At 60.3% G+C, this 24052-nt stretch carries 24 protein-coding genes and 2 pseudogenes; 9 read left to right on the forward strand and 17 right to left on the reverse strand.

Annotation, left to right across the window (positions count from 1 at the left end; all coding sequences use genetic code 11):
- Nucleotides 1–37: 37 nt before the first annotated feature.
- Nucleotides 38–775 carry a 16S rRNA (uracil(1498)-N(3))-methyltransferase gene (locus BSK43_RS05780; RefSeq protein ID WP_077471384.1) on the forward strand — a complete coding sequence of 246 codons (738 nt, stop codon included), beginning with the start codon at nt 38–40 and terminating at the stop codon, nt 773–775.
- 4 nt (nt 776–779) lie between these two features.
- Here BSK43_RS05780 and BSK43_RS05785 read toward each other — a convergent pair whose 3' ends face one another.
- Nucleotides 780–1394, reverse strand: coding sequence for a LysE family transporter (locus BSK43_RS05785; protein ID WP_077471450.1), 615 nt, complete (start codon nt 1392–1394; stop codon nt 780–782).
- A gap of 244 nt (nt 1395–1638) precedes the next feature.
- Between BSK43_RS05785 and BSK43_RS05790 the strand changes: the two genes are divergently transcribed.
- The 3 genes from BSK43_RS05790 to BSK43_RS05800 all read left to right on the forward strand — a co-directional run bounded on the left by BSK43_RS05790 (nt 1639) and on the right by BSK43_RS05800 (nt 5046).
- Nucleotides 1639–3012 carry a glutamate--cysteine ligase gene (locus BSK43_RS05790; protein ID WP_077471383.1) on the forward strand — a complete coding sequence of 458 codons (1374 nt, stop codon included), beginning with the start codon at nt 1639–1641 and terminating at the stop codon, nt 3010–3012.
- Between the two features lie 137 nt (nt 3013–3149).
- Nucleotides 3150–4019, forward strand: a complete 870-nt coding sequence (locus BSK43_RS05795; RefSeq protein ID WP_077471382.1) for a DUF937 domain-containing protein — start codon at nt 3150–3152, stop codon at nt 4017–4019.
- A gap of 148 nt (nt 4020–4167) precedes the next feature.
- Entirely contained in the window at nt 4168–5046 is an 879-nt protein-coding gene (locus tag BSK43_RS05800) for an aldo/keto reductase family oxidoreductase (protein WP_077471381.1), read from the forward strand.
- Between the two features lie 94 nt (nt 5047–5140).
- On the opposite strand, the gene BSK43_RS05805 is transcribed toward BSK43_RS05800, so the two are convergent.
- The 3 genes from BSK43_RS05805 to BSK43_RS05815 form a co-directional block, all read right to left on the reverse strand.
- Nucleotides 5141–6745 carry an ABC-F family ATP-binding cassette domain-containing protein gene (locus BSK43_RS05805; RefSeq protein WP_077471380.1) on the reverse strand — a complete coding sequence of 535 codons (1605 nt, stop codon included), beginning with the start codon at nt 6743–6745 and terminating at the stop codon, nt 5141–5143.
- A gap of 149 nt (nt 6746–6894) precedes the next feature.
- Nucleotides 6895–7473, reverse strand: coding sequence for a dienelactone hydrolase family protein (locus BSK43_RS05810; protein ID WP_077471379.1), 579 nt, complete (start codon nt 7471–7473; stop codon nt 6895–6897).
- Between the two features lie 189 nt (nt 7474–7662).
- Nucleotides 7663–7962 (reverse strand): DUF1127 domain-containing protein, encoded by a 300-nt coding sequence (locus BSK43_RS05815; RefSeq protein ID WP_077471378.1) that lies wholly within the window; start codon nt 7960–7962, stop codon nt 7663–7665.
- A 200-nt stretch (nt 7963–8162) separates the two neighbouring features.
- On the opposite strand from BSK43_RS05815, the gene BSK43_RS05820 reads away from it, so the two are divergent.
- Entirely contained in the window at nt 8163–9116 is a 954-nt protein-coding gene (locus BSK43_RS05820; RefSeq protein ID WP_068396924.1) for a LysR substrate-binding domain-containing protein, read from the forward strand.
- 34 nt (nt 9117–9150) lie between these two features.
- Here the strand turns inward: BSK43_RS05820 and BSK43_RS05825 are convergent, their stop codons facing one another.
- The 6 genes and pseudogenes from BSK43_RS05825 to guaB form a co-directional block, all read right to left on the reverse strand.
- Nucleotides 9151–9783, reverse strand: coding sequence for a TetR/AcrR family transcriptional regulator (locus BSK43_RS05825; RefSeq protein WP_077471377.1), 633 nt, complete (start codon nt 9781–9783; stop codon nt 9151–9153).
- A gap of 210 nt (nt 9784–9993) precedes the next feature.
- Nucleotides 9994–10874, reverse strand: a pseudogene (locus BSK43_RS05830) (dienelactone hydrolase family protein).
- A 146-nt stretch (nt 10875–11020) separates the two neighbouring features.
- Nucleotides 11021–11443: an MAPEG family protein gene (locus BSK43_RS05835; protein ID WP_077471449.1), complete on the reverse strand. Its 423-nt coding sequence runs from the start codon at nt 11441–11443 to the stop codon at nt 11021–11023.
- Between the two features lie 42 nt (nt 11444–11485).
- On the reverse strand, nt 11486–11890 hold the full coding sequence (locus BSK43_RS05840) for a hypothetical protein (protein WP_246662503.1): 405 nt from the start codon (nt 11888–11890) through the stop codon (nt 11486–11488).
- The gene (locus BSK43_RS35590; RefSeq protein WP_246662504.1) at nt 11875–12075 is read right to left on the reverse strand and encodes a hypothetical protein; all 201 of its coding nucleotides are present in this window, start codon (nt 12073–12075) and stop codon (nt 11875–11877) included. Before BSK43_RS35590 ends, BSK43_RS05840 begins: the two co-directional genes overlap by 16 nt.
- Before the next feature lie 3 nt (nt 12076–12078).
- The gene (gene guaB, locus BSK43_RS05845; RefSeq protein WP_077471375.1) at nt 12079–13563 is read right to left on the reverse strand and encodes an IMP dehydrogenase; all 1485 of its coding nucleotides are present in this window, start codon (nt 13561–13563) and stop codon (nt 12079–12081) included.
- 161 nt (nt 13564–13724) lie between these two features.
- On the opposite strand from guaB, the gene BSK43_RS05850 reads away from it, so the two are divergent.
- Nucleotides 13725–14753, forward strand: coding sequence for a phosphotransferase (locus BSK43_RS05850; protein WP_077471374.1), 1029 nt, complete (start codon nt 13725–13727; stop codon nt 14751–14753).
- An 83-nt stretch (nt 14754–14836) separates the two neighbouring features.
- Nucleotides 14837–15517: a glycerol-3-phosphate 1-O-acyltransferase PlsY gene (plsY, locus tag BSK43_RS05855; RefSeq protein ID WP_077471373.1), complete on the forward strand. Its 681-nt coding sequence runs from the start codon at nt 14837–14839 to the stop codon at nt 15515–15517.
- Nucleotides 15518–15565: 48 nt separating this feature from the next.
- Here the strand turns inward: plsY and BSK43_RS05860 are convergent, their stop codons facing one another.
- Nucleotides 15566–16438: an MBL fold metallo-hydrolase gene (locus BSK43_RS05860; protein WP_136686769.1), complete on the reverse strand. Its 873-nt coding sequence runs from the start codon at nt 16436–16438 to the stop codon at nt 15566–15568.
- 346 nt (nt 16439–16784) lie between these two features.
- Here BSK43_RS05860 and BSK43_RS05865 point away from each other — a divergent pair, with 346 nt between their 5' ends.
- On the forward strand, nt 16785–18209 hold the full coding sequence (locus BSK43_RS05865) for a DHA2 family efflux MFS transporter permease subunit (RefSeq protein ID WP_077471371.1): 1425 nt from the start codon (nt 16785–16787) through the stop codon (nt 18207–18209).
- A 22-nt stretch (nt 18210–18231) separates the two neighbouring features.
- Here BSK43_RS05865 and BSK43_RS05870 read toward each other — a convergent pair whose 3' ends face one another.
- The 4 genes and pseudogenes from BSK43_RS05870 to BSK43_RS05880 all read right to left on the reverse strand — a co-directional run bounded on the left by BSK43_RS05870 (nt 18232) and on the right by BSK43_RS05880 (nt 22040).
- The gene (locus BSK43_RS05870; RefSeq protein WP_077471448.1) at nt 18232–18615 is read right to left on the reverse strand and encodes a VOC family protein; all 384 of its coding nucleotides are present in this window, start codon (nt 18613–18615) and stop codon (nt 18232–18234) included.
- Nucleotides 18616–18680: 65 nt separating this feature from the next.
- Nucleotides 18681–19400 carry an RlmE family RNA methyltransferase gene (locus BSK43_RS35595; protein ID WP_077471370.1) on the reverse strand — a complete coding sequence of 240 codons (720 nt, stop codon included), beginning with the start codon at nt 19398–19400 and terminating at the stop codon, nt 18681–18683.
- Nucleotides 19397–20975, reverse strand: a pseudogene (locus tag BSK43_RS05875) (Ppx/GppA phosphatase family protein). The gene BSK43_RS35595 and the pseudogene BSK43_RS05875 overlap by 4 nt, the downstream one beginning before the upstream one ends.
- Before the next feature lie 177 nt (nt 20976–21152).
- Nucleotides 21153–22040 carry a LysR family transcriptional regulator gene (locus BSK43_RS05880; RefSeq protein WP_077471369.1) on the reverse strand — a complete coding sequence of 296 codons (888 nt, stop codon included), beginning with the start codon at nt 22038–22040 and terminating at the stop codon, nt 21153–21155.
- 126 nt (nt 22041–22166) lie between these two features.
- Here BSK43_RS05880 and BSK43_RS05885 point away from each other — a divergent pair, with 126 nt between their 5' ends.
- Entirely contained in the window at nt 22167–22520 is a 354-nt protein-coding gene (locus BSK43_RS05885; RefSeq protein WP_077471368.1) for an antibiotic biosynthesis monooxygenase, read from the forward strand.
- Nucleotides 22521–22604: 84 nt separating this feature from the next.
- On the opposite strand, the gene BSK43_RS05890 is transcribed toward BSK43_RS05885, so the two are convergent.
- Nucleotides 22605–23408, reverse strand: coding sequence for an anti-sigma factor (locus tag BSK43_RS05890; protein ID WP_205910592.1), 804 nt, complete (start codon nt 23406–23408; stop codon nt 22605–22607).
- Nucleotides 23401–24045, reverse strand: a complete 645-nt coding sequence (locus BSK43_RS05895; protein ID WP_077471367.1) for an RNA polymerase sigma factor — start codon at nt 24043–24045, stop codon at nt 23401–23403. The genes BSK43_RS05890 and BSK43_RS05895 overlap by 8 nt, the downstream gene beginning before the upstream one ends.
- Nucleotides 24046–24052 lie beyond the last annotated feature (7 nt).

Here is a 24052-nt window from a genome sequence, read left to right on the forward strand (position 1 = left end):
TGCGCACTTTTCCTGAAATTGCTTTAGGGGGTTATCCATGCGCGCCAATTTCCGCATGCAACGGTTGTTCGTCACTTCAGACATCAAGGCCGGTCTTTCCATCGAGGCCGACCAGGATCAGTTCAACTATCTCGCCAACGTGCTGCGCATGGAGGACGGGGCGGAACTGTTGGTGTTCAACGGCCGCGATGGCGAATGGAAAGTCAGCCTCTCCTTTCCCTCGCGCAAGCGCATCCTGTTGACGCCGGTCGAGGAAACACGACCGCAGCCCGCCCCTTCCGACCTGCATTACCTCTTCGCACCGCTTAAGGTCGGGCGGCTCGACTATCTCGTGCAGAAGGCCGTGGAAATGGGCGCGGGCCTGCTGCAGCCGGTCATGACGCAGCATGTGCAGGGCAAGATCACCAACCTGGACAAGGTCAAAGCCAATGTCATCGAGGCGGCCGAACAATGCGGCATCCTCGGCATTCCCGATGTGGCCGAGCCGGTGAAGCTTGCCGATCTGCTCGCCCGTTGGCCGCGCGAGCGGCGTATCATCTATTGCGACGAAGGCGATGCCGGCCAGAACCCGCTGCCGCTGCTGGCGAAGGTCCAGGAGAAGCATCTGGCATTGCTGGTTGGCCCCGAAGGCGGCTTCTCGGACGAGGAACGCGCGCTGCTACGCAGCCTCGATTTCGTCACCGCCATTCCTCTTGGACCGCGGATCCTGCGCGCCGATACGGCGGCAGTGGCCGCCATGGCGCTGATCCAGGCCGCGATTGGCGACTGGAACTAAAGCCTTACTCCAGTACGGCCACTATGGTTGCAACGATCAGCAGGATCGCCAGCGAGATGTTGACGACCCTGGAAACCGTCGGATGCTGCAGGAAGCGCGAGAGGGAAGCGCCGACCAGAAGCCAGATCATATGGATGGCGATGATCATCGCCGTCAGCAGCGCGATCTTGACGGTGGCATCCAGCAGCCGCCGATCCTGGAACAGGCTGACGCCGGCAAAGACCGCTGCGATTGCCAGATAGGCCTTGGGATTGGCGACGGCCAGTAGGAAGCCGCCGGAAAAAGCCGGCGCTGCGGCCGCATCGTCGCTGCGCGAGAGTGGCGGCGCCGTGGCGATCTTGAAAGCCAGATAGAGGATATAGACGGCAGAAACCACCGTCAGCACCAAGGCGCCGTGCGGAACGGACAGCAACACCGCCACGACGCCTACCGCCACCGCCAACAATACCGCGACGGTGCCGACGATGAGGCCGGAGACATAGCCGAGCGATCGCCGGAAGCCATAGGCCACGCCCATCGCCGTCGCGCTGATCGTCGACGGACCGGGGCTTCCCATGATCACCAGTGATGCCAACAATAATGTCAGGATAGGATAATAGAGACCGTTCTCTCCGAACATCGACATGCTCCGCCAGTTGTCAGTCGAAGCGAGATTATCCGGAGCAGGATCTGTGCGTCTTGAACGCTTGTGCAAATAAGCCGCATAATGACGCTAATGCAGTGGCCTTCCGGACACAAAATCCTATTTTTTTGAACGACCCTTGAAAGAAATTCACTTGCACCGTACCTCATTCCGCGTCAATCACCCTTCCTATTGGCCTGCGGCTGGCGCGGGTTCTCTTTCCGAGATCTAAGGTACTACCATGGCGCGCGACACCACCGACCAGACTCCGCTCTCCTCGGTCTCGGAAATGACGGCCTATCTGGCCGCCGGCAGCAGGCCCAAAGACCAGTTCCGCATCGGCACCGAACATGAGAAATTCGTGTTCTTCCGCGCTGACAACAGCCCCGTGCCTTATGACGGCGATGCGAGCATTTCCGCACTTCTGAAGGGCCTGCAGGCAAAGAGCGGCTGGGATCCGATCCTGGACCGCGGTAACATCATCGGGCTCGCCGAACCCACCGGGATGGGCGCAATCTCGATCGAGCCGGGCGGTCAGTTCGAACTGTCGGGCGCGCCGCTCGAAACCATCCACGAGACCTGCAAGGAATCCAACAACCACCTCGCAACGCTGCGCGGCATCGCCGAGCCGATGGGCATTGGCTTTCTGGGCGTTGGCGGCAGCCCGAAATGGACGCTGGCCGAGACGCCGCGCATGCCGAAGTCGCGTTACGAGATCATGACCCGCTACATGCCGAAGGTTGGCACCCAGGGTCTCGACATGATGTACCGCACCTGTACGATCCAGGTTAACCTCGACTTTTCGTCGGAAGACGACATGCGCCGCAAGATGCGCGTATCGATGAAGCTGCAGTCGCTGGCGACTGCGCTCTTTGCCTCCTCTCCTTTCACCGAAAGCAAGCCGAACGGGCTTTCCTCCTGGCGCGGCGAGATCTGGAAGGACACCGACAACCGCCGCGGCGGCCTGCTCGACTTCACCTTCCGCGACGACTTCGGCTTTGAAGACTATGTGAAGTGGGCGCTCGACGTTCCCATGTATTTCGTCGTTCGCGACGGTCGCTACCACGACTGTACGCATGTCACCTTCCGTCAGTTCATGGATGGCGCGCTGAAGGGCGAAATCGCCGACTGGGAACCGACGATGGGCGACTGGACGAACCATCTCTCGACCCTCTTCCCCGACGTGCGTCTGAAGCGTTTCCTCGAAATGCGCGGCGCCGACGGCGGTCCGTGGCGGCGCATTTGCGCCTTGCCGGCTTTCTGGGTCGGCCTGCTCTATGATGATGCGGCACTGACGGCCGCCGACGAACTGACCCGGGACTGGAACTTCCAAGAGGTCGACGCACTGCGTGCCGTCGTGCCGGCACAGGGTCTGAAAGCCACGATCAAGGGGCACAGCCTGCTTGATGTGGCGCGCGAAGCGGTCGGCATTTCCCGCCTCGGGCTGAAGAACCGCAATCGCCTGAACGGCGACGGACAGGACGAAACCGTCTTCCTCGCGCCGCTCGACGAAGTGCTTGCCAAGAAGGGCACGCTCGCCGACGATCTGCTGATGCTCTACAACGGCCGCTGGAACCAGTCAGCCGAGCCGATCTTCGAGGAATATCAGTACTGATAGCGGAGATTCCTGCCCTCATTGCCTCGACGGCATGACGGCAGAAACCGGTATGCGCTCTCTTTTTTCCCGCTATACTATCGGAATCAAGCGCCGCCTGATTCCGAAGCGGCCTCATTGTGGGGAAAGGGACTTCGATGCTGCCACTCTTCGACATGATGATGCAGGCACAGAACGGCGCCGCCACCGAGGCCATGGCCAAGCAGTTCAACCTCGCGCAGGAACAGGCGACCAAGGCGATGGCTGCTCTGATGCCGGCCTTTTCCTCGGGGTTCAAGCGCAGCGCGACCGACCCCTATAACTTCATGGGCGTAATGCAGGACATCACGTCAGGCAGCTACGCCAAATATTTCGAGGACATGAACAAGGCCTTCACGCCGCAAGGCATCGCGGACGGCAATAATGTGCTGGCGCGGCTGTTCGGCTCCAAGGAGGTCTCGCGTGCTGTTGCGGCACAGGCCGCGCAGATGACCGGCATCGGCCAGGAAATCTACAAGCGCATGCTGCCCGCCATGGCCGACACGTTGATGGGCGGTTTGTTCAAGGAGACCAGTGGTCAGATGCCGCCAATGGCCAATCCGTTCCTGAACACGGCCATGGGCGAGATGATGCAAGGCTGGCTGCAGACGATCGGTTTCGCACCGAAACAGCAGCCGACGCCGCAGGCGAGCATCTTCGACAATCCCTTTACCCAGGCGATGGAACTGATGTTCGGCGCCGATCCGGTCAAGCACGGTAAGGCAACGCCGACCAATCTCTTCCTCGACAATCCCTTTGCCAAAGCATTTCAGGACATGATGCGGAACTTCCCGATGCCGGCCGAACCGCCGAAGGAAGAGCCCAAGGCAAAGCCTGCCGCCGGGGTCGACATGGCCGCCTATACAGACATGCTCAACGCCATGTTCGACAGTGGCCTGGAAGTGCAGAAGAACTATCAGAAGAACATGGAAGCGATCTTCGACAGCTACGCGCAGGCAGACGACAAGCCTGCGCCTAAACAGGGCTGAAGTCTGGGAAAGCTCCTCAAGATACGACTCAGCTTCGAATATACTCGACATCTATTGTTCGCCAATCCGCACAGCCCGTGCGGATTGTACCCCGTTATCAGACAGCAAGGCTGCGCATATCTCTGCTCCATCTTGAATGGAGAGAACGATGTCCAACCTCGACCAATCTGGCAGCTTTACCCTCGGCGACCTTAGCGTCAAACGGCTCGGCTATGGTGCGATGCAGCTTGCGGGCCCCGGCGTGTTCGGTCCGCCCAAGGATCATAGTGCGGCACTCGCGGTGCTACGTGCAGCGATCGAGGCTGGTGTCGACCATATCGACACCAGCGATTTCTACGGCCCGCACGTCACCAACCAGTTGATCCGCGAAGCGCTTCACCCCTATCGCGACGATCTCGTTATCGTCACCAAGATCGGTGCCCGGCGCGGCGCGGATGCGTCCTGGCTGCCGGCCTTCTCCCGTGAGGAGCTGACGAAGGCAGTCCATGACAATCTGCGCAATCTGGGGCTTGATGTGCTCGATGTCGTCAATCTCCGCATCATGTTCGGCACCCATGGTCCCGCCGAAGGCTCGATCGAAGAACCTCTGACAATCCTGGTGGATCTTCAGCGGCAGGGCCTGGTGCGTCACATCGGGCTCAGCAACGTCACGTCCAGCCAGATCGCCGAAGGCCGCCGCATTGTCGAGATCGTCTGCGTGCAGAACCTTTATAATCTCGCGCACCGGGCCGACGATACGCTGATCGACGAGCTTGCCCGCGACGGCATCGCCTATGTGCCGTTCTTTCCGCTCGGCGGATTTTCACCGCTGCAATCCTCGACGCTCTCCGATGCCGCCGCGCGCCTGAGCGCAACGCCGATGCAGGTGGCACTTGCCTGGCTGCTGCATCGTGCGCCGAATATTCTGCTGATCCCCGGCACGTCATCTCTGACGCATCTTGAGCAGAATCTCGCGGCCGGCGGCCTCCTATTGTCGAGGGACGAGATCGCGGAACTGGACCGGATCGCAGGTGCGGGCGCCGCCTGAGGCGCCCCAATCCGATTGTGACGAAGCATTCCGGCTCGTGACAGAGCCGGGATGCTTCGTCATCAGGAGCTTGGCCGCTCGCCGTGGTCTTTCCTCATTCCGTGGGTCTTTCGACCGTTAGCGAAGACATCTCCAGCCGTCGCGATATGCCGATACCTTCCAGGAAGACCTCGTCATGGCTGACGACCAGCAGCGCGCCGTCATAGGCGCACAACCCCGCCTCGACGGCCGCAATCGAATCGATATCCAAATGATTGGTCGGCTCATCGAGGATGAGCAATTCGGGTGGGGTCGTTCCACCAAGCACACAGGCAAGGCCGGCGCGCAGCAGCTGTCCGCCGCTCAGACTGGAAACGATCTGCAATGCGGCATCGGCCCTGAACATGAAACGCGCAAGCGCCGCACGGCAGGCCGTTTCGTCCGCATCCGGATTGATGATCCGGAAGTTGTCGCGGATCGAAAGCGACGGATCGAGCAGGCTGACGCGCTGATCCAGAATGGCTGAGGAGACAACCTTCACCTTTCCGCTCCAGGGCTGCAGTGCGCCTGAGATCAGAGCCAGCAGCGTCGTCTTGCCGGAGCCGTTCGGTCCGGTGATTGCGACCCGCTCAGGCCCCATGATGACGAAATCAAAATCGCGGATGACCGGCCGCTCGTGCTGATAGCCGGCGGTGACCTTTTCCATCTTCAGGACGATACGATTGGCCGGCAGTCCCGATGTCGGAAGCTTGACCGTCAGGGGCTGCAGGATCTCGATCTTTTCGCGGGCAGCCGCAGCCTCCTGCAAGGCCTGGGCGCGCCGGCGCTCGGCAAGGCGGGTATTCTCGGCGCTCGTCGTCTCGCTTCGTTCTTTCATCGCGCCCAGCATGATACGCGGTGTGCCGCCCTTGGCCGCCATCTTCCGGCCCCCCTTGTCCCGCCGCGCCTGCCGCTCGACCGTCGCCTGCGCGCTTCTCGCAGCCTCGGCGACGCGCTTTTCGGCTTCGGTGAAATCGTGTTCCGCCGCCGCCAGCTCCAACGCCTTGCGTTCGCGATATTGCGTCCAGTTGCCGCCGTAGCGTGTCGCGCCGAGCGAGGTCAGCTCAACGATGGCGTCCATGGTATCCAGCAGCTCCCTGTCATGGCTTATGACGATCGCGCCTGCCTTCCAGCCAGCAAGCAGATCGATCACCGCAAGACGGCCATCGCGGTCGAGATTGTTGGTCGGCTCGTCCAGAATGAGGAAGTCGGGATCATCGACAATGAGAGCCGCAAGGCCACAGCGTGTGCGCTGACCGCCAGACAGGGTGACAAGGCGGGTCTCTGGCGATACGCCGAGCCCTACGCGAGAAAGTGCCGAGGCTATGCGCACCTCCAGCGTCCAGTCCGCCGAAGCGAGTTCTTCATTTGTTGCCTCGCCGGCCTCTGCACGCTTCAGCACGGCCAGCGCTTCGCTGGCCCCGAAGAGATCGGCGACGGTTTCTCCGGCCTCCACCTGAACGCTCTGGCGCAGGATACCAAGTTTGGCGTTGAAGGATACGGTTCCGGACTGCGGCTGCAGTTCGCCCGAGACAAGCTTGATCAGCGTCGTCTTGCCGACGCCATTGCGTCCGACAAGGCCGGTGCGCTCGGCACCGAAGCTCAGATCAAGTTTGGAGAGAAGCGGCCGGCCGTCAGGCGTGGACCACGAAAGATTGGAGAGAGTGATGGATATGGGCATGAGCAAGAATTTCCCCGATGGCAAGGCTAAGCGGCATTGCAGTCGGGTTCATTTTCATTGCGGCACACATCCTGTTGGCATTGCGAATAACGGTAAACTAGGCGACGAGCGGCTTGAGTTCAAGTCCTGCAAGTTGCAGTGCTGATATTTCAGGCGCTGGCATCGATCATATCAAGGAAACTGATGACACGCTTCCAGGTAAGATCGGCCGCCTTGGCATCATAGTCGGGCAGGCTGGCATCGGTATAAAGATGGCGGCCACCGGGATAGGTAAAGATATCAGCCGATATCCCGGATCGATCAACCGCCTGCCGCCAGCTGGCGACTTCTTCCGCCGGCTCGAACGGGTCCGGATCGGCCAGATGAAGCTGCAGCGGCAAGCCCTTGCGGGCATTGTCGGCAATGGTGGCAATGCCATGCAGGAAAAGAATACCGGCCGTCTTCTGCCGCTTCGGCCAAAGGCTCGCGGCGACGCCGGCGCCCATCGAAAAGCCGGCCAGAACGGTGGAAGCTGGTAGGCCAGCGAGCGCCCATTCCGCCCGCTCGCAAATCGTCTGCCAGCCGACCTCATCCTTGAATTCGAAGCCTTCTTCGATTGATCGGGCAATCAACCCTTCGTAGAGATCCGGTGCGAAAGCCCTATGCCCAGCCGCCTGCACACGCTCGACCGCCTCGTTTTCAAGAGCACGCAAGCCATAGACGGAGTGGAAGAAGATTACTGTTGCCATCGTCGAATCCCCACGTTTTCGCCAGGCTAAGATAAGCCAATTGCCGCCTTAGGCAACTTGTCCGCGCGTGATCTGCCCGCCGGCCGACGTTCCTAAAAAGAAAAAACCCGGTGTTGGCCCTTGGGCCGAACACCGGGAAAGAGGCAGGGCTTATTGGCTATCACCCTGCGGGGAAACTGTTGTCCGACATCAGCCTCGGAAGCTGCTGAAGGCGGAGGGGCGCGTGCGGCGACGCGCGGAATTGGTCAGATGGCTGGACGGATCCTCGAAGAAGGTCGAGGTGGTCAACGCGGCGTTCACATCCTGGCGGCTCAGGCCGATGTCCCGCAGCTGGCTGTCGTTCAGCTCATTCAGATAGTGGATCTCCTGGCGATTTCGGATTGCGCGCCAGATGGAGGCCACATTTGCGACGGCAAGCATCATGCGTGTCGTTAGCGACGGCGCTGGCGTTGCAATGCAAAGATCAAGGGTCCGATCTGTCGTGCGCATTTCCGTAGTCCTTTCCTTGAGGCACACGTGAGCCAAGCCCCTTTCCGGTATTCCGGAGAAGGGGCGAAGCCGGGAGGAGTTCGACTGGAGTGTCTGTTCGATTGGTATGCTGAATTGCATCCAGAAGATGCCAAAGCCCTATTGATCAGTCCAACGAATGTTTCTAATGATAACTATCAAACTCTTTTATAGGTGAGCTCATGTCAGCCCCGCTTGACCTCGATCAATTGCAGACCTTCATCGCAATCGTGGATTCCGGCAGCTTCACCAAGGCCGCCGACCGGGTATTCAAGACGCAGTCTGCCGTTTCCATGCAAATGCGCCGGCTGGAAGAGCGCGTCGGCAAACAGCTTTTCATCAAGGATGGCCGCGGCAACCGCCTGACGGCCGAAGGCGAAAAGCTGCTGAACTATGCCCGCCGCATCATCCGCCTGAACAACGAGGCGATGGCCGCCTTCGATGACAACCGCCTCGAGGGCACGTTGCGCATCGGTACGCCGGACGATTATGCCGATCGCTATATGCCCGAGATCATCGGCCGCTTCGCCAAAACGCATCCGAATGTCGAGCTTTATATCGTCTGCGAGCCCTCCGTCGATCTTGCCGAGCGCATGCATCGCGGCGAGCTCGATATCGCGCTCGTCACCCACAATCCGCGCGAGAGAATGTCTGATGTCGTTCGGACCGAGCCGCTCTGCTGGGTCGGCTCGGCCAACCATCCTCTGCGCGACGATGCCCCCATTCCGCTCGCCGTTGGGCGACGCGACTGCCAGTGGCGCCAGCTTGCCTGTTCAGCGCTTGATGCCGGCGGCCGCGACTATCAGATCCTCTTCACCAGCTGGTCCTGTACCGTTGTCGCAGCAGCCGTGCTGGCCGGCATGGCGGTTTCGGTCATGCCTGAATCGGCGCTCCGAACTGGCATGAAGGTGCTGACCCAGGCCGACGGTTTCCCGCCCCTGCCCCCGGTGCAGATCGGCATCATGAAGCGCGCGGGCCTGTCTGCGTCGCTGATGAACGCTATCACCGCTCATATCTCGGCGTGCCTTGACAACATCACGCCGGCTGCCGTGGATGACGATCTCGATGGCGAGGTGAAGACCTATACGCGCCAATATCCGCGGCTGCGTGCCGGGCATATCCTGCCCGGCTGGTAAGCCGCCACCTCGAGGTCAATCACCCTCGCCGTGCTTATGGCGCAGGCTCAGCCAGCAGTGTGACGCGGATCACCTGCTTCCATTCGTGCAGCATCCGCCGTGCCATGTCGTCATCGCTCATGATGGCAAAACGCACCGACGCGCCGATCAGATGGCTGAAGAGTTGCGTGCGCGCTTTCAGGTCGATGCGGCTTTCGGCCGGCAGGAAGGATTGAATGCTCGCGAGGAATATTTCGGCGACGCGATTGCTGTGCTGGATGTTGAGCCGCAGGATATCCCTGTCTATATCCGTCCCGAGCCAGACGCCGAGATAGGCCGGATCGCTGCGAAATTCGCTGTAATACCAATCGATCATACCGCAGGCGAGTTCGATGGCATCATTGAGCGACGTCACCGTGGAAAAGGCTTCTTCTACTTTTTGCTGGATACGCCTGGAATGCCGGTCGAGCAGGGCACCGACGATAGCGGCCTTGTCCGGAAAATATTGATAGACCGAGCCGATGGGAATTCCCGCGACCGCGGCGAGCTCCGTCATCTTCATCGCGCTCACGCCCTTCTCGGCGATCAGCGCAGCGGCAACCGAGAGGATCGCATCGACACGTTGGATGCTGCGCTCCTGCTGTGGTCGTTTTCGGAACGTGACGCGATCAGGCTTTTCCGGATTCATTCTCTTCCCGTTTCATTATCATACTGAACGGCGCTCAAGCGCGGGAGACGCTATGACACTAGACGCGTTCAATGCGCGTAAACGGGAAAAGTTCAATTTTAATCATTACTTAGGAGCCGGCAACGAACTCCGCAAATAGGGCCGAAACATAGTTTCGGCCCCGTAATCAACCACATGGCCGACGCGCTGGAGATGCTGGTTTGTATCGTTTCAGGACACGTACTTCTTCAAGAATTCCACGGTCCTGCCCCAGGCAAGATCGGCCGCCTTCTTGTCATAGCGGGCAGCGGATGTGTCGTTGTTGAAGGCATGGTTGACGCCGTCATAGACGAAAATTTCAAAGGTCTTGCCACCCGCCTGCAACTCCTTGCGATAGGCATCGGTACCGGCGTTGATGCGATCGTCGAGGCCGGCATAGTGCAACAGCAGCGCCGCCTTGATATTGGGAACAGCACTCGCCTGCGGCTGCGCGCCGTAATAGGCGACGCCTGCCTTCAACTCGGGCGAGATGGTCGCGAAACGATTGACAAGACCGCCGCCCCAGCAGAAGCCGATTGCACCAACCTTGCCGTTGGTCCCGTCGAGCTTGGCAAGAAAGGAGAGACTCGCCTCGCATTCTCAGCCGTCAATGTAGGGTCGAGATTGGTGAACATATCGCGCGCCTTGTCCTCATCACCAGGCGTGCCTCCGAGCGGCGACAGGAAATCCGGTGCCAGGGCGACGAAGCCTTCCAGCGCTACCCGGCGGGCGACATCGCGAATATGAGGATTGAGCCCTCGGTTTTCGTGGATGATGATGACGCCACCGAGCTTGCCGGCCGCATCCTTGGGACGGGCAAGGTAGCCCTTCATCTCGCCCTTGCTGCCGGCATAGGTGACATCCTTTGCCTCCACCCGGCCGTCATCGGCGGCAATGACTTCCGCGCTGGCCGTGTTGGCCGCAAGCAGCGGCGCGATGGCGGCAGCGGCTCCCGCCGAACCCGCAAGCTTCGTCAGCTTTTCCATGAAACCCCGACGATCGAGCGTCAGGTGCGTATATTCGTCATAGGCGTTGATCATCGCCTGCGTCACGATTGGCTTTTCCGTGCTCATGATGTTGCTCTCCCCATTTTTCCCCGGCAGCCCACGCCATGCGCCAGACCACCCGCAGACAAGATAGGTCAAAGGGGCGCAGGGCGGGGTAAAGGAAGAACACGATTACGTTACTGCAGGTTGCTCCCCGCGGAAACGCACGCCGGTCAGGAGAAGGCGAGCCAGACGCCAAGCCAGATCCACATGCAGGCGAGCACTATGAAGCCGAGGGCAAAAAGCGAACTGCGATAGCGCAGGTTATTGCTGGTCACATGCACGAAGGCATGCGCATAGCGCGTTGCGACGAAAAGCCAGGCAAGGATTACCGCCGGCAGGTTATCCGCCTGGGTGACATAGAGGACGATGCAGCAGGCATGGAAGAGCAAGGGCAGTTCGAACTGATTGGCAATGCTGTTGCGCACCACCAGGCTTTCCGCCGGCTCGTTGGCGGCGTGGTTCTCGCGAAATTGCGAGATCCTGATCCGGCCGGCCTTTACCATCGTATTGCGGCGCCATCCCAAAAGTGCGTAGAGAACGAAGACAAGCACCGCATGCGCCACCATGGGCCAGAACATTTCATAGCCTGTCACGCCATCAACTCCTTTGGAATTTCCGAAAGCCGAAACGGTCAATCAGGACGGCTCGGAGCCGTCCCGCGAGAGGTAGCGAAAAATCGCGAACCGGGCCAGAAGAATAACAATGACAATCAATGTCAGAAACTTCAGCCTTACGATGATCGGCAGCGCGCTCGACAGCAGCGTCACCGTGGCATCCGACGGCGTGGCCGGTGGATACAGCATCAGGCCGGCGATATTCTCTGCATAGTCGACAATCCCATAGAGGATCGGCAGGCAGAAAATGACGATTGTCGCGCCCGGTGGGATCGGCCGGCCGAAAAAGGCGCCGCCGGGGCCGACCAGCCGCAGCAGGCAGAACAGCAGGCCCGCCAACATCAGCGGAAACACCAGCTCTGGCCCGAGATACATGGAATGAAGGATCATCGCCGGATCGGGATGATCCTTCAGGTAACCCAGCATGCGATGATATCAGCCTGCTCATAGCCCTCGATGCGGACGTCGAGCATCCGCTGCCCGGCCGCGGCATTGCTGAAGGCGGCGACGAAGCCGGCCTGGATCCAGGCAAACAATGCCAGGCAGAGAGCCGCAAGGATCGCCGCCAGGCCCTGCAAGGACCTGGCATTGCCCTGAGCGCGATCGTCCATCGATCAGGCGCCTGCGCCCGGATAGTTCGGGCTTTCGCGGGTGATGGTGACGTCATGGGCGTGGCTTTCGCGCAGGCCCGCGCCGGAGATGCGCACAAAGGTTGCGCGCTCCTGGAACTGCTTGAGATCGGCGCCGCCGACATAACCCATGGCCGCCTTGAGGCCGCCTGCGAGCTGATGCAGCACACCCGCGACAGGCCCCTTGTAGGGAACCTGGCCTTCGATGCCTTCCGGAACGAGCTTCAACGTGTCGCGAACCTCGGCCTGGAAATAGCGGTCGGCCGAGCCGCGCGCCATGGCGCCGACGGAGCCCATCCCGCGATAGGCCTTGAAGGAGCGGCCCTGGTAAAGAAAGACTTCGCCGGGGCTTTCGTCCGTGCCGGCAAGCAGCGAGCCGATCATGACAGCCGATGCTCCGGCGGCGATCGCCTTGGCAAGGTCGCCGGAGAATTTGATGCCGCCATCGGCGATGACAGGGATATTCTGTTCCCGCGCCGCTTCGACCGCCGACATGATAGCGGCAAGCTGCGGCACGCCAACACCGGCAACGATGCGGGTGGTGCAAATCGAACCGGGGCCTATACCGACCTTGACGGCGTCGGCGCCGGCATCGATCAGCGCGCGCGTGCCGTCATAGGTGGCAACGTTGCCGGCCATGATACGGACGGAATTGGAAAGCTTCTTGACGCGGGCGACGGCATCGAGAACGCGCTGCGAATGGCCGTGGGCGGTGTCGACGACCAGGAGATCGACTCCGGCCTCGATCAGGCGTTCGGCACGCTCGAAGCCATCGTCGCCGACATTGATGGCGGCGGCAGCGCGCAGGCGGCCCTGCGCATCCTTGGAAGCGTTCGGATTGAGCTGCGACTTCTCGATGTCCTTGACGGTGATCAGGCCGACCAGACGGCTATCGCCGTCGACGACGAGCAGCTTTTCGATACGATGCGTGTGGAGCAGGCGCTTGGCTTCCTGCTGCTGTACGCCATCCTTGACCGTCACGAGATTCTCGCGGGTCATCAGTTCGTAGATTTTCTGCGAGGGGTCAGACGCAAAGCGTACGTCGCGATTGGTGAGGATGCCGACGAGGCGATGGCTCTTCTCGACGACCGGAATGCCGGAGATGCCGTGCGCCTTCATCAAGGCGAGTGCTTCGGCAAGCGTAGCGTCCGGGCCGATGGTGACCGGATTGACCACCATGCCGCTTTCGAACTTCTTGACCTGGCGAACCTCTTCGGCCTGCTGCACCGGCGTCAGGTTACGGTGGATAACACCGATACCGCCGGCCTGGGCCATGGCGATCGCCAAACGGCTTTCGGTCACCGTATCCATTGCCGCTGAAATGATCGGCAGGTTGAGATCGATATCCTGGGCGATCCGGGTGGCGACATTCGTCTGGCCGGGCATGACCTCGGAGTGTCCCGGCTGCAGGAGCACGTCGTCGAATGTCAGAGCATCCAACCCGGTTGGCGTTTCAATAATGCGAGCCATGGCCAATTCCTTCGTCTGTGAAAAACAGGAAGGCCCGGAACGAATCGTCTACCGGGCGATCTTGCAAGTGTTGCTTGGAAGTTGGCGAGGGCTGGTAACACGTTCATGACAGGAAGGGAATAGCTAAAAGCGAAGGGCAGATATGCTGACCCTCAGCCTCAATGATGAATCGGATCTTCGCTTTGAAATATTTTCATGCACATTGTTCTGAAGCACGATCGCCTGGAAAGGCTTGTTTCGCGATGGTCCAAAAGCAAACACCGAATGCCCAACTTGCCGCGGCAATCGCGGCGCAAGCCCTTGGCTGCATCCCGGTTGCCGTCCGGCGGTTCAAGACCGGGACACAGCACTATGTTTTCGACCTTCAGTTTGCCGACCGTCCACCAGCCGTCGTGCGCATCGGTGATCCGGTCGCCCGAGCGGAGATGGCTGGAGCAATTTATCTTTCCGGACTCCTGCGACCCCAAGGTGTGCCACTTCCCTCCATTCTAGCCGTGGATATTGACGCGGAGTTTCCTTGGCTTCTGCTAGAGCGTTTTCGCGGAACGGACCTGGGTTCAGTCATCTCGGGTCTGACGGAGGAAACGCTGAACGGTATAGCTTCGAGAGTGGCGCATGCTCAGGTCATCACCGCAAAAACGGTTTCCGCAGGGCGCTACGGCTATGCCGCGCGCCCGGAGCAAGCGCCACACGACAGATGGTCGCAGGTGATATTTGCCAACCTTGCCCGTTCTCGCGCGCGAATTCAGTCTACTGGACTGTTTGACGTTGAGTTGGTTGATGTGGTGCAAAATGAAGTCACTGCCAGACTGGGAGAAATCGACAGGATTAAAGCAACGCCTTTCCTGCATGACACCACGACAAAGAATGTGATTGTGACGCCGGAAGGTGTGTTTAGCGGCATTGTCGATGTAGATGATCTTTGCTTTGGCGATCCACGTTATCCCGCCGCTTTGACGCTGGCCGCTTTGATGGCTTATGGCGGCCCTGTGAGTTATGTCTCTGCATGGCTTCGGCACGCTGGGCATGCCGACGACCAGCTTTTTCGCCTTTACACAAGCGTCCTTCTGTTGGACCTGATGTCCGGGCATGGTCACGCCCTCAACGGTAACGAAACTCCGTCCACATTAAGGTTACGGGCAACGATGCAGAGTGCGCTCGAATGCACTCTCAAGCTTGTGCGGTCGTGATCGTTGCGCAATTGAAGAATTTGCGACATCGCGATTCCGGCACGTGATCGCCAACCGTTAGAGACATAGACGAGGTGACATCTATGACGTTCTGGATAGCGAGCATGATTGGATTGGCGGTCGCCTATCTCTTCGGCTCCCTGCCAACAGGCTATCTGGCGGGAAAACTGCTTAAAGGCATCGATCTTCGCGAGCATGGCTCCAAATCCACCGGCGCAACAAATGTGTTGCGAATCCTCGGGAAATGGCCCGCATTGGTGGTGCTCTTGATCGACATATTGAAGGGCGCCGGAGCGATCATCTTTGCCCGTTGGTTCTATCCTTGGCTCGACACGTTTTCATTCGTCTCGTTGCCGACTGCGCTTGATCCTCAAAATTTACAAGCCTGGGTGCCTTGGGCGGTTTGCTTGGCCGGGCTCGCCGTATTGCTGGGGCATAGCCGGCCGATCTGGTTGAATTTTAGGGGCGGCAAGTCCGTCGCGACCGGATTGGGCCTGTTGCTGGCGATCGCTTGGCCGGTCGGCTTGGGCGCCCTCGCGGTTTTTGGGATTATGCTCGCCATATTTCGGATCGTTTCTCTAGGGTCAATCCTGGCTGCATTGACTGCCATCGCCCTCATCAGCAGCTTGGAGCAACCGTTGCCTTACCGGTTGCTGGTCATTGCGGGCGGCCTCTATGTCATAATACGCCATCGCGCCAACATTCAGCGGCTGTTGGCGGGAACAGAACCTCGCCTTGGGCAAAGTGCGGTGGCTCGGAATTAAAACGAGGCCGCACTCTTAGCATGTGCGACCCCTGCTGCCTCGACTAGCTCACAGATCGAACTGATAGCTTTTCGGAATGTAGCGGAAGCCTTCCTGTTGCTTTTCGACGAAGCCCACGGCCGGGAAAGGCATGTGGAAGCCGAGGAAGGGAATGCGGTCGGCGGCAATCATGTCGAAGATCCGCCGGCGGGTTTTGGCGCCCTGTGCCTTGTCCACATCGAAACGAACTTCCCAATCCGGACGGCCGATCGACAGGATATAATGATTGGCGGTATCGCCGGTCATGACAAGCTGCTTGCCATCCGATTCGAGGTGAAAGACGAGATGACCAGGCGTATGGCCCGGAGCCAGCATGGCGGTCATGCCGCTGACGATCTGATCACCGTCCTTGAGGAAGGTCATCTTCTCGGCGAAAGGCACGACATTGGCGAGCACGGCCTTGTGGCCACCTTCTGCCGGCGTGCCTTCGCGCGCCTTGTCCGTCCAGAAGCCATATTCGATCTCGCCGGTCACGTAGCGGGCGTTCGGAAAGGCGGGAGCGCCGTCTTCCAGCATACCGCCGATATGATCTCCATGCAGATGCGTCAAGGCGACGATCGTCACCTGCTCTGGCGCATAGCCAACGGCCTTCAAGCCGTCACGAAGGCGGCCCATGCCGCGCGCACGACCCGCAGCGCCGAAACCGGTATCGACGACGATCAGGTCGGAGCCGGTTTCGATGATGGCCGGTGCATAGCTGTTCACAAACTTTTCCGTCGGCAGGAAATTCTGCTCAAGCAGCTTGCGGACCGTATCGGGCGACTGGTTCGTGCCGAAGGTTTCCCAGGGGTTGTCCATGACATTGGCGCCGTCCTTGACGACGGTGACAGTGCAGGATCCCAATTTGAACTGATGCGTGTCCGGGGGCAGAACAGCGGTCATAGTCTCACTCCTTGTATTGGGGCAGCGTAAGCTGCGCCTATCATCGCAGCCGGCAGCAACGGCAGGGAATATGATCCTGCCCGACAGATAATTTGATCATGACAATGCTATCCAATTCCGCTAATACACCGGCAACGTTTTATGCGTTTAGCATTTCCATGCTCTTAGCATATGTCAAATCCTGCTTTCCACTGCGTGCGTCGACAGGTATCACGAAGACGTGATCTTCAGGCGCGCACGGAGCAGAATCCGGGATTGGCAGCGGCCTCGCATAGGACTACAGAGCGGCTAACCGCCCGAAGGACGGAAGCCTTCCCGAAGATAAAAGCCATCAGGGCAAGCGCCTATGAACCGCATCGTTCCTTTGATCCTCGCCGTAGCCCTCTTCATGGAACAGATGGATTCCACGGTCATTGCGACGGCGCTGCCCGCAATTGCCAACGATCTCCATGTCGGCCCGATCACCCTGAAACTGGCTCTCACCTCCTACATGGTGTCGCTGGCGGTGTTCATCCCGATCAGCGGCTGGATGGCGGACCGCTTCGGCGCGAAGAACATTTTCCGCATCGCCATCTGCGTCTTCGTCATCGGTTCCATTATGTGCGCTTTCTCCGGCGGCCTGCTGGAGTTCGTCTTCGCCCGCTTCCTGCAGGGCGTCGGCGGCTCGATGATGACGCCGGTCGGACGACTTGTGCTGGTGCGCACCACGCAAAAGAGTGATCTGGTCTCGGCGATGGCACTGCTGTCCATTCCTGCACTTGTCGGCCCGCTTGCCGGCCCACCGCTCGGCGGCTTCATCACCACCTATGCCTCCTGGCACTGGATCTTCCTGATCAACGTGCCGGTCGGCATTCTTGGCGTCATCCTGTCCACGATATTTCTGCCGGAAGTCGAGGCAACCAGGCCGCCGAAGCTCGATGTCGTCGGCTTTCTGCTGACGTCCTTCGCGGCGGCGGGCGTGGTCTTCGGCATGTCCGTCATCAGCCTGCCGGCGCTGCCGCCCTATATCGGTATCTCGGCTGTCGTCACCGGCTTCATCTGCGGCTTCCTTTATATTGGCCATGCGCGCCGCCACCCGGCGCCGATCCTCGATCTGTCGCTTCTGAAAAACGCAACCTTCCGCGCCTCGGTGACGGGCGGTACGCTCTTCCGCATCTGCATCGGCGCCATGCCGTTCCTGACGCCGCTGATGCTACAGCTCGGCTTCGGCCTCAACCCGTTCCAGTCGGGGCTGATCACCTTTGCCGGCGCGATCGGCGCGATCAGCACCAAATTCATCGCACGCCGGGTCTTTACCGCCGTCGGCTTCAAGACCGCGCTGCTTTCGGCCGCGGCCGTAACGACGATTACCACGATCTCCACCGGGCTCTTCCAGCCGTGGACGCCGCATCTCATCATCATTGCCGTGCTGTTGGTCGGCGGCTTCTCGCGATCATTCTTCTTCACCGGCGTCAATGCGCTCGCCTTTGCCGATATCAGTGACAAGCAGGCCAGCCAGGCGACGTCGATGAGCTCCGTCATGCAGCAGATCAGCCTGGCGCTCGGCGTGGCGGTTGCCGCCATGATCCTGGAAACCTCCACCTTCTTCCGCGGCGCGGAATTGCAGGTCATCGATTTCCACATTGCCTTCTTCTGCATCTCGGCGCTGACCGTGATTGCCACCATTCCCTTCATCCGGATGGATCGCAACGCCGGCGCCATGGTCTCGGGTCACAAAGCTGGCCTGAAGCGCGTGGCCACACCGCAGGTGCAGCAGCCCGTCGTCAAATGATGATGCCGTAGAGCAACCGGACCTATTCCGGTCTCTCGCAGACGGCGCTCAGCTTGTTGCCATCGGGATCGCGGATGTAAGCCGCATAGAAATTGGCGTGGAACGAGCGTAGGCCGGGCTTGCCCTCATCCGTGCCGCCGTGGGCCAAGGCCGCAGCATGGAAGGCGTCGACATCGGCGCGGCTTTCCGCATGCAAGGCAACCATCGAGCCATTGCCGATCGTTGCCGCCCGATGATTGTAGGGCACGACCACCCAGAACCGGCAACGAGTATCGCCATCGGCGGCATAGCCGATTTCCTCATCCGATTCGCGCTGGCGTCGGTAGCCGAGCACGGGCAGAACAGCGTCATAAAACGCTTGCGCGCGTGGAATGTCGTTAGAACCGAGCGTTACGTAGAGGAGCATGATTGAGTCTTTTTCGTCTGCGATGCCTTGGGAGCGGGCATCATCCGACGAAAAAGACAGCCAGATCAAGCCTCGGTTACTTCCTCTTCGGCCTTGCGTCCCTTGAAGCCCTTTGCCAGCAGGAACATTTCGACCGATTCGGCTCGGGATGCGCCCGGCTTCATGTGAACGACCTGGCGGAAATTCTGCTTCAGGAATGTCAAAAGATCGCGCTCGGTGCCCCCCTGGAAGGTCTTGGCAAGGAAATGCCCGCCTTCCGCCAGCACTTCGACGGCGAAATGCGCGGCAACTTCGCAGAGATGCATCGTGCGCAGATGGTCCGTGCGGTGATGACCCGTCGTCGGCGCGGCCATATCCGAGAGGACAACATCAGGCGCACCGCCGACGGCATCGATCAGCCGCTGCGGCGCATCCGGCTCCAGGAAGTCGAGCTGGAGAACGGTAACGCCGGGCAGAGGCGTCATTTCCAGAAAGTCGATGGCGGCAACGCGAATGTCATCCTCGGTCGATCCGGTCACCTTGGCGGCGATCTGCGACCAGCTGCCGGGTGCAGCGCCCAGATCGATGATGCGGCGGGCGCCCTTCAGAATATCGTGCTTCTCGTCGATCTCCAGCAGCTTGAAGGCGGCGCGGGCGCGATAACCTTCGAGCTGGGCGCGCTGCACATAGGGATCGTTGATGTGCCGATGCAGCCACTGCCGCGAGGAGGCCTTGAGCTTCTTTTTCTTGACGCGCTGGCCGAGCTTGCGGCCTGTGCGGTTGCCCGCGATGGTTGGCTTGGTCATGCCTGCGGTCCCTTTATGTCTCTCGGTCGATGGCCGCGACGCGAGCGCCCGCCGCCAAACGCCATCATCCGCCATCATGTCAGTCAGCAGCCCCTCACGCAGGCCACGATCGGCAACGCGCATACGCGGGCTCGGCCACCGGCGGCGGATTGCCTCCAGAATGGCACAGCCGGCCAGCACGAGATCGGCACGATCAGGCCCGATGCAGGGATTGGCGGCACGGCCGGCAAAATCCCACGACAGCAGCTTGGCCTGCATTGCGCTCACCTCGTCATCCGACAGCCAGACGCCGTCGACCCGGCGCCGGTCATAGCGCGGCAGGTCGAGATGGACACCGGCGAGCGTCGTCACGGTGCCTGAGGTGCCGATCAAATGGAAATCGGCACTGTCGCGCGCAGCGCCCTGTACAGGCGGGCAATCGAAATGCTCGAGCATTCGCTGAACTTCGCAGACCATGGTTTCGAACAGCTCCGGCGTCACGTCACGTCCGCCGTGGCGTTCGGAAAGCGTCACGACGCCGACCGGCAGCGAGGTCCAATGGGTGATGTGGTTGGCAAGCCGGCTGGAGCGATTTTCGCCGATGCGGATGACGGCAATCTCCGAAGAGCCGCCGCCAATATCGAACAGCACAACCGAACGCGCTTCCGGCCCGACAAGCGACGAGCAGCCGGAGACGGCAAGCCGTGCTTCGGTCTCGCGATCGATGATCTCAAGCTGCAATCCCGTTTCGGCAATCACGCGCTCAAGAAACGCCTCGCCGTTATCGGCCGCACGGCAAGCCTCGGTCGCGATCAGCCGCATGCGGCGGATCTCGCGTGTCTTCAGCTTGGCGGCGCAGATGCGCAGCGCCTCGACCGCCCGGTCCATGGCATCGCCCGACAGCCGTCCGCTGGCGCCAAGGCCCTCGCCCAGCCGCACGATGCGCGAAAACGCATCGATCACCCGAAACTGGCCCGGACGTGTCGGTTGCGCAATTAACAGACGGCAGTTGTTTGTGCCCAGATCAAGCGCCGCATAGAGGTCGGCAGGCCGGAACTCGGCTTCACCGCGCTGCTGGTGCGCATGTCCCTCACGTTGCGGCGGCATTTGACGATCGTGGCGATGATCGCCGTGGATTTGCGGCTGACCAGCCTCGGCGGCATTGGCGGGAGCGGCAATATGGGGCGTTTTCTCATGCGCCAGCGGCCGGCCCTGCAGACCGCGCTTGCTGCGGTGCTTGCGCCGGTTCTTGCCGCTCTTGTGCGATGAGACATGACCATGATCTGCCGCAGCGCGAAGTTCCGGCGCGGACTGGGCCTGCTGTTGTGTTGTGGAAGGATGCTGCCCACCGCTCTGGGCTCCGCCACGCGCACGGCGTCGGCGCTTACGTTTCTTCGCCGGAGAACCGGCCTCATCCTCTGCTGGGCGCGTCGCCGCCGGGTCGGGCTTGTTTGCCTGACCGGCCTCTGCAGAATGAGCGTTCGGGCGGCCATGGCTGCGCTTACGCTTCGCGCGCCGGGAGGATTTAGCCTTCCTGCGCTCTGCTTCCGACGCCCCGTCTGCCTGCGGCGCTTTGCCGCTGTCGGGGTCACTCACGTATCTTTTCCACCGCACCGCGCGACGCCGATCGGCATGCTGCAGGCGCTCATTTGATTTTCGTTGGGTGGAGAATACCAGCAGGATGGGTTTTCGCCAAATTCTTTTTGAAAAGCGCCATTTTAGGCTATCCGGCTGCGCCGCTGCCGACGCTCTTCTCACTGCAAATGACCACCGTCAGGCCCGAAACAAATTCTCCGCCATGAACTTCACAAAGGCCTGTATTTTGGGAGACAATTGACGGCTTGAGGGCCAAAGTATGCGAAATTCACCGACGTCCTCGACATAATCTCCCAGAATGGAGATCAGCTTCCCATCCGCGATTTGGCGATCGATGGTGAAGAGCGGCAGACAGGCAATGCCAAGCCCGGCTTCGGCCATATTTATCAGCGGCTCAAGCGTGCTTGCCATCGACGCTACAGGCAATTCCAATTTTCCCACCCCGCTATCATAGCGCAATGCCCAACGCTCCAGCCTGCCAGTTGACGGGTATTTGTGATGAAGACATCTGTGCGCGGAAAGATCCTCCGGCTTCTGGGGAATCCCGAAGCGGTCGAAATACTCCTTTGACCCGACGACACGGTGGGAAAATCGTCCCAGGGTTCGCACCATCAAGCGACTATCGGCAATGTCGCCCGTTCGCACCACGGCGTCGAATCCCTCTTCGATGACATCGACCAACCGATCGGTAAAATCGAGATCGATCATGATCTCCGGAAAGGCGCACATGAATTTGGTAATCGTCGGCATGAAAAGCATGCCGGCGAGAGGCAGGCTCACGCGGAGCCAGCCACGAGGCGCGGCGATGGTTTGCGATAACTCCTGTTCCGCTGCCTCGATCTCGGAGAAAATGCGCCGGCAACGCTCTAGGAACATGATGCCCTCGGCCGTGATCGCGATGTTGCGGGTATTTCGATGAAACAGACGTACGCCGAGCCTTTTCTCCAAGCGAGCCATGGTCTTGCCGACGGCCGATGAGGAAACCCCGAGCATCTCTCCAGCCCGCACGAAACTACGGGTTTCTGCGGCAATCACGAACACATTCAACGCAGCGATATTGTCCATGGCAGGATCCAATTGCGGACGCCAATGTCCGTTATCTGCGGAGTACTAGCCTATTTTTTCGGCCTTTGTCGCCGGCTATCTCCCGCAGCGGCGGCAAATTCCGCCTGACATTTGAACGGAGATCGCATGACCCAGTCCCATAAAGCCGAATTCCAATTTGCTCCCGAGCCCACCGTGTTCGTCGTGAACGTCATTCACGCACATCCGGGCAAGCAGGAGGAAGCATTCAAAATCATCCAGGATGTCGTGCACTATGTTGCTGAACGGAAAGAAGGATTCCTATGGAGCAACCTGTCGAAGAGCACTGATGGCAAGACCGTCGTAAATATCGAGGCGATCCGCGACGAGAACAATGTCGACGAATTCTTCTCCGATCCGGCCTTTCTCGAAAAATTCAAGAAGCTCGATACCGTCTCGGACAGCGAATTCCACATCTATAAGGTTTCCGACCTCGTGCTTCCGGGTCAGATTACAGGATAGGTATTCTCGCCTTTTCGATTAAGCACTGACGATCGTAAGGGTCGAAGCCATCAGCGCAACGGTGACGATTGCGCCGATGGCAGCTCAGGCCACCAACCTATTCCGCACATCGGCTGCAAGTTGCTGCATACGGTCGATCGGCGCGTGACCGATCAGCATGAAGGCATGGGTGGCGCTCGACCAGTAGACGACATTCATGCCGCGGCGACTTTCCATGTCCGGCGCGGCCGTGCCCTTTGCGGATTGGACGATGCAAAGCGCCATGGGACCGCTCTCGGGATCGAGATAAGCGATCTGTGCAAGCGGCTTGCTGTCATAGTTCAGGATCTGGGCGCGCTTGAATTCGACACCGGGTATGGCGACCGTTTCCGGCGCCAGCGACAGGCCAAGCTTGGAACCGACCTGGTTCAACTGTGCTACCTGCTGCGTGCGGTCACCGGCCGGCGCGCTCAGGGTATCCGTCGTATAGAGCGAGAGATATTCGGCAACCACGGCACGCCATTCGCTATCCTCATCCGGCTTGGCCAGGCGATGGCCGATGGCCGTGACGGCGCGGTCGATGGCAATGGCGGCCACGAAGCTCGCGGCAACAGCCGCAAGGAAACCGCGACGGCCGATACCGGCGGCGCCAACCTTCTGTTCGCCCGCGGCGGGAATAGCTGCGAGCATGGCATCCAGTTTCGCAGCAGGCGCCTCGGCAAGCATCGGCGCGAATGCCTCGCTGAAGGCCAAGGAACTGCGTGACAGGAAATCAAAACGCTCCGCCACGCGCTCGTCGCCGGCGATCAGTCGTTCGATCCTTTCGCGGTCGGCCGCGCTCAACTCGCCATCGATGAAGGCGGTGAGCAGTTCGTCCGAGGGCATCTGTCCTTTGTCCAATTCAGTCATTTCCGTTCCCCAGTCGTCCGCCTCCGGCAGACCGTCCGTCCGCCGTCACCCCCATGCCTTCCGCAAGCTTTGCCCGCGCCGCCGCCAGCCGGCTCATGACGGTGCCAATCGGCACATCCAGGACGTCCGCCACCTCACGATAGGATAGCCCTTCGACATAGGCGAGGAACACCGCGGTGCGCTGCGCTTCCGGCAGCGCCTGCACCTGCTGCAACACCTGGCCGGCGAGAATATGCGTCTCGGTCTCGCGCGCACCGTCGAAGACCAGCGTCTCGTCGGCATCGACGAAGCCTTGCCCCATGCGCACCTTGCGCGAGCGGACCTCGTTCAGCCAGATCGAATGCAGGATCGCAAACAGCCAGCGATCCAGACGCGTGCCCGCTGTAAACTGCGCTGCTCGCTCCAGCGCCCTGACACAGGTCGCCTGAACGAGGTCATCAGCCACATCGCGCTGGCGCGACAGCACGACGCCATAGCGCCACAGCCGCGTCAGATGTTGGGACAGGCCTGCCCTGATATCCTCTTCGCTCGCTATGGCATCCTCCGCGACTTCAGCGTTTCGGGAAGCCGCCGACCTTTTCGGCGGCTCCGATGCTATCGGACTATAAGCAGAAATCGCGCCACGAGCGACCGGCATCACTCCC

It is taken from the genome of Rhizobium sp. P44RR-XXIV (assembly GCF_001999485.2).
Lineage (GTDB): Bacteria > Pseudomonadota > Alphaproteobacteria > Rhizobiales > Rhizobiaceae > Rhizobium.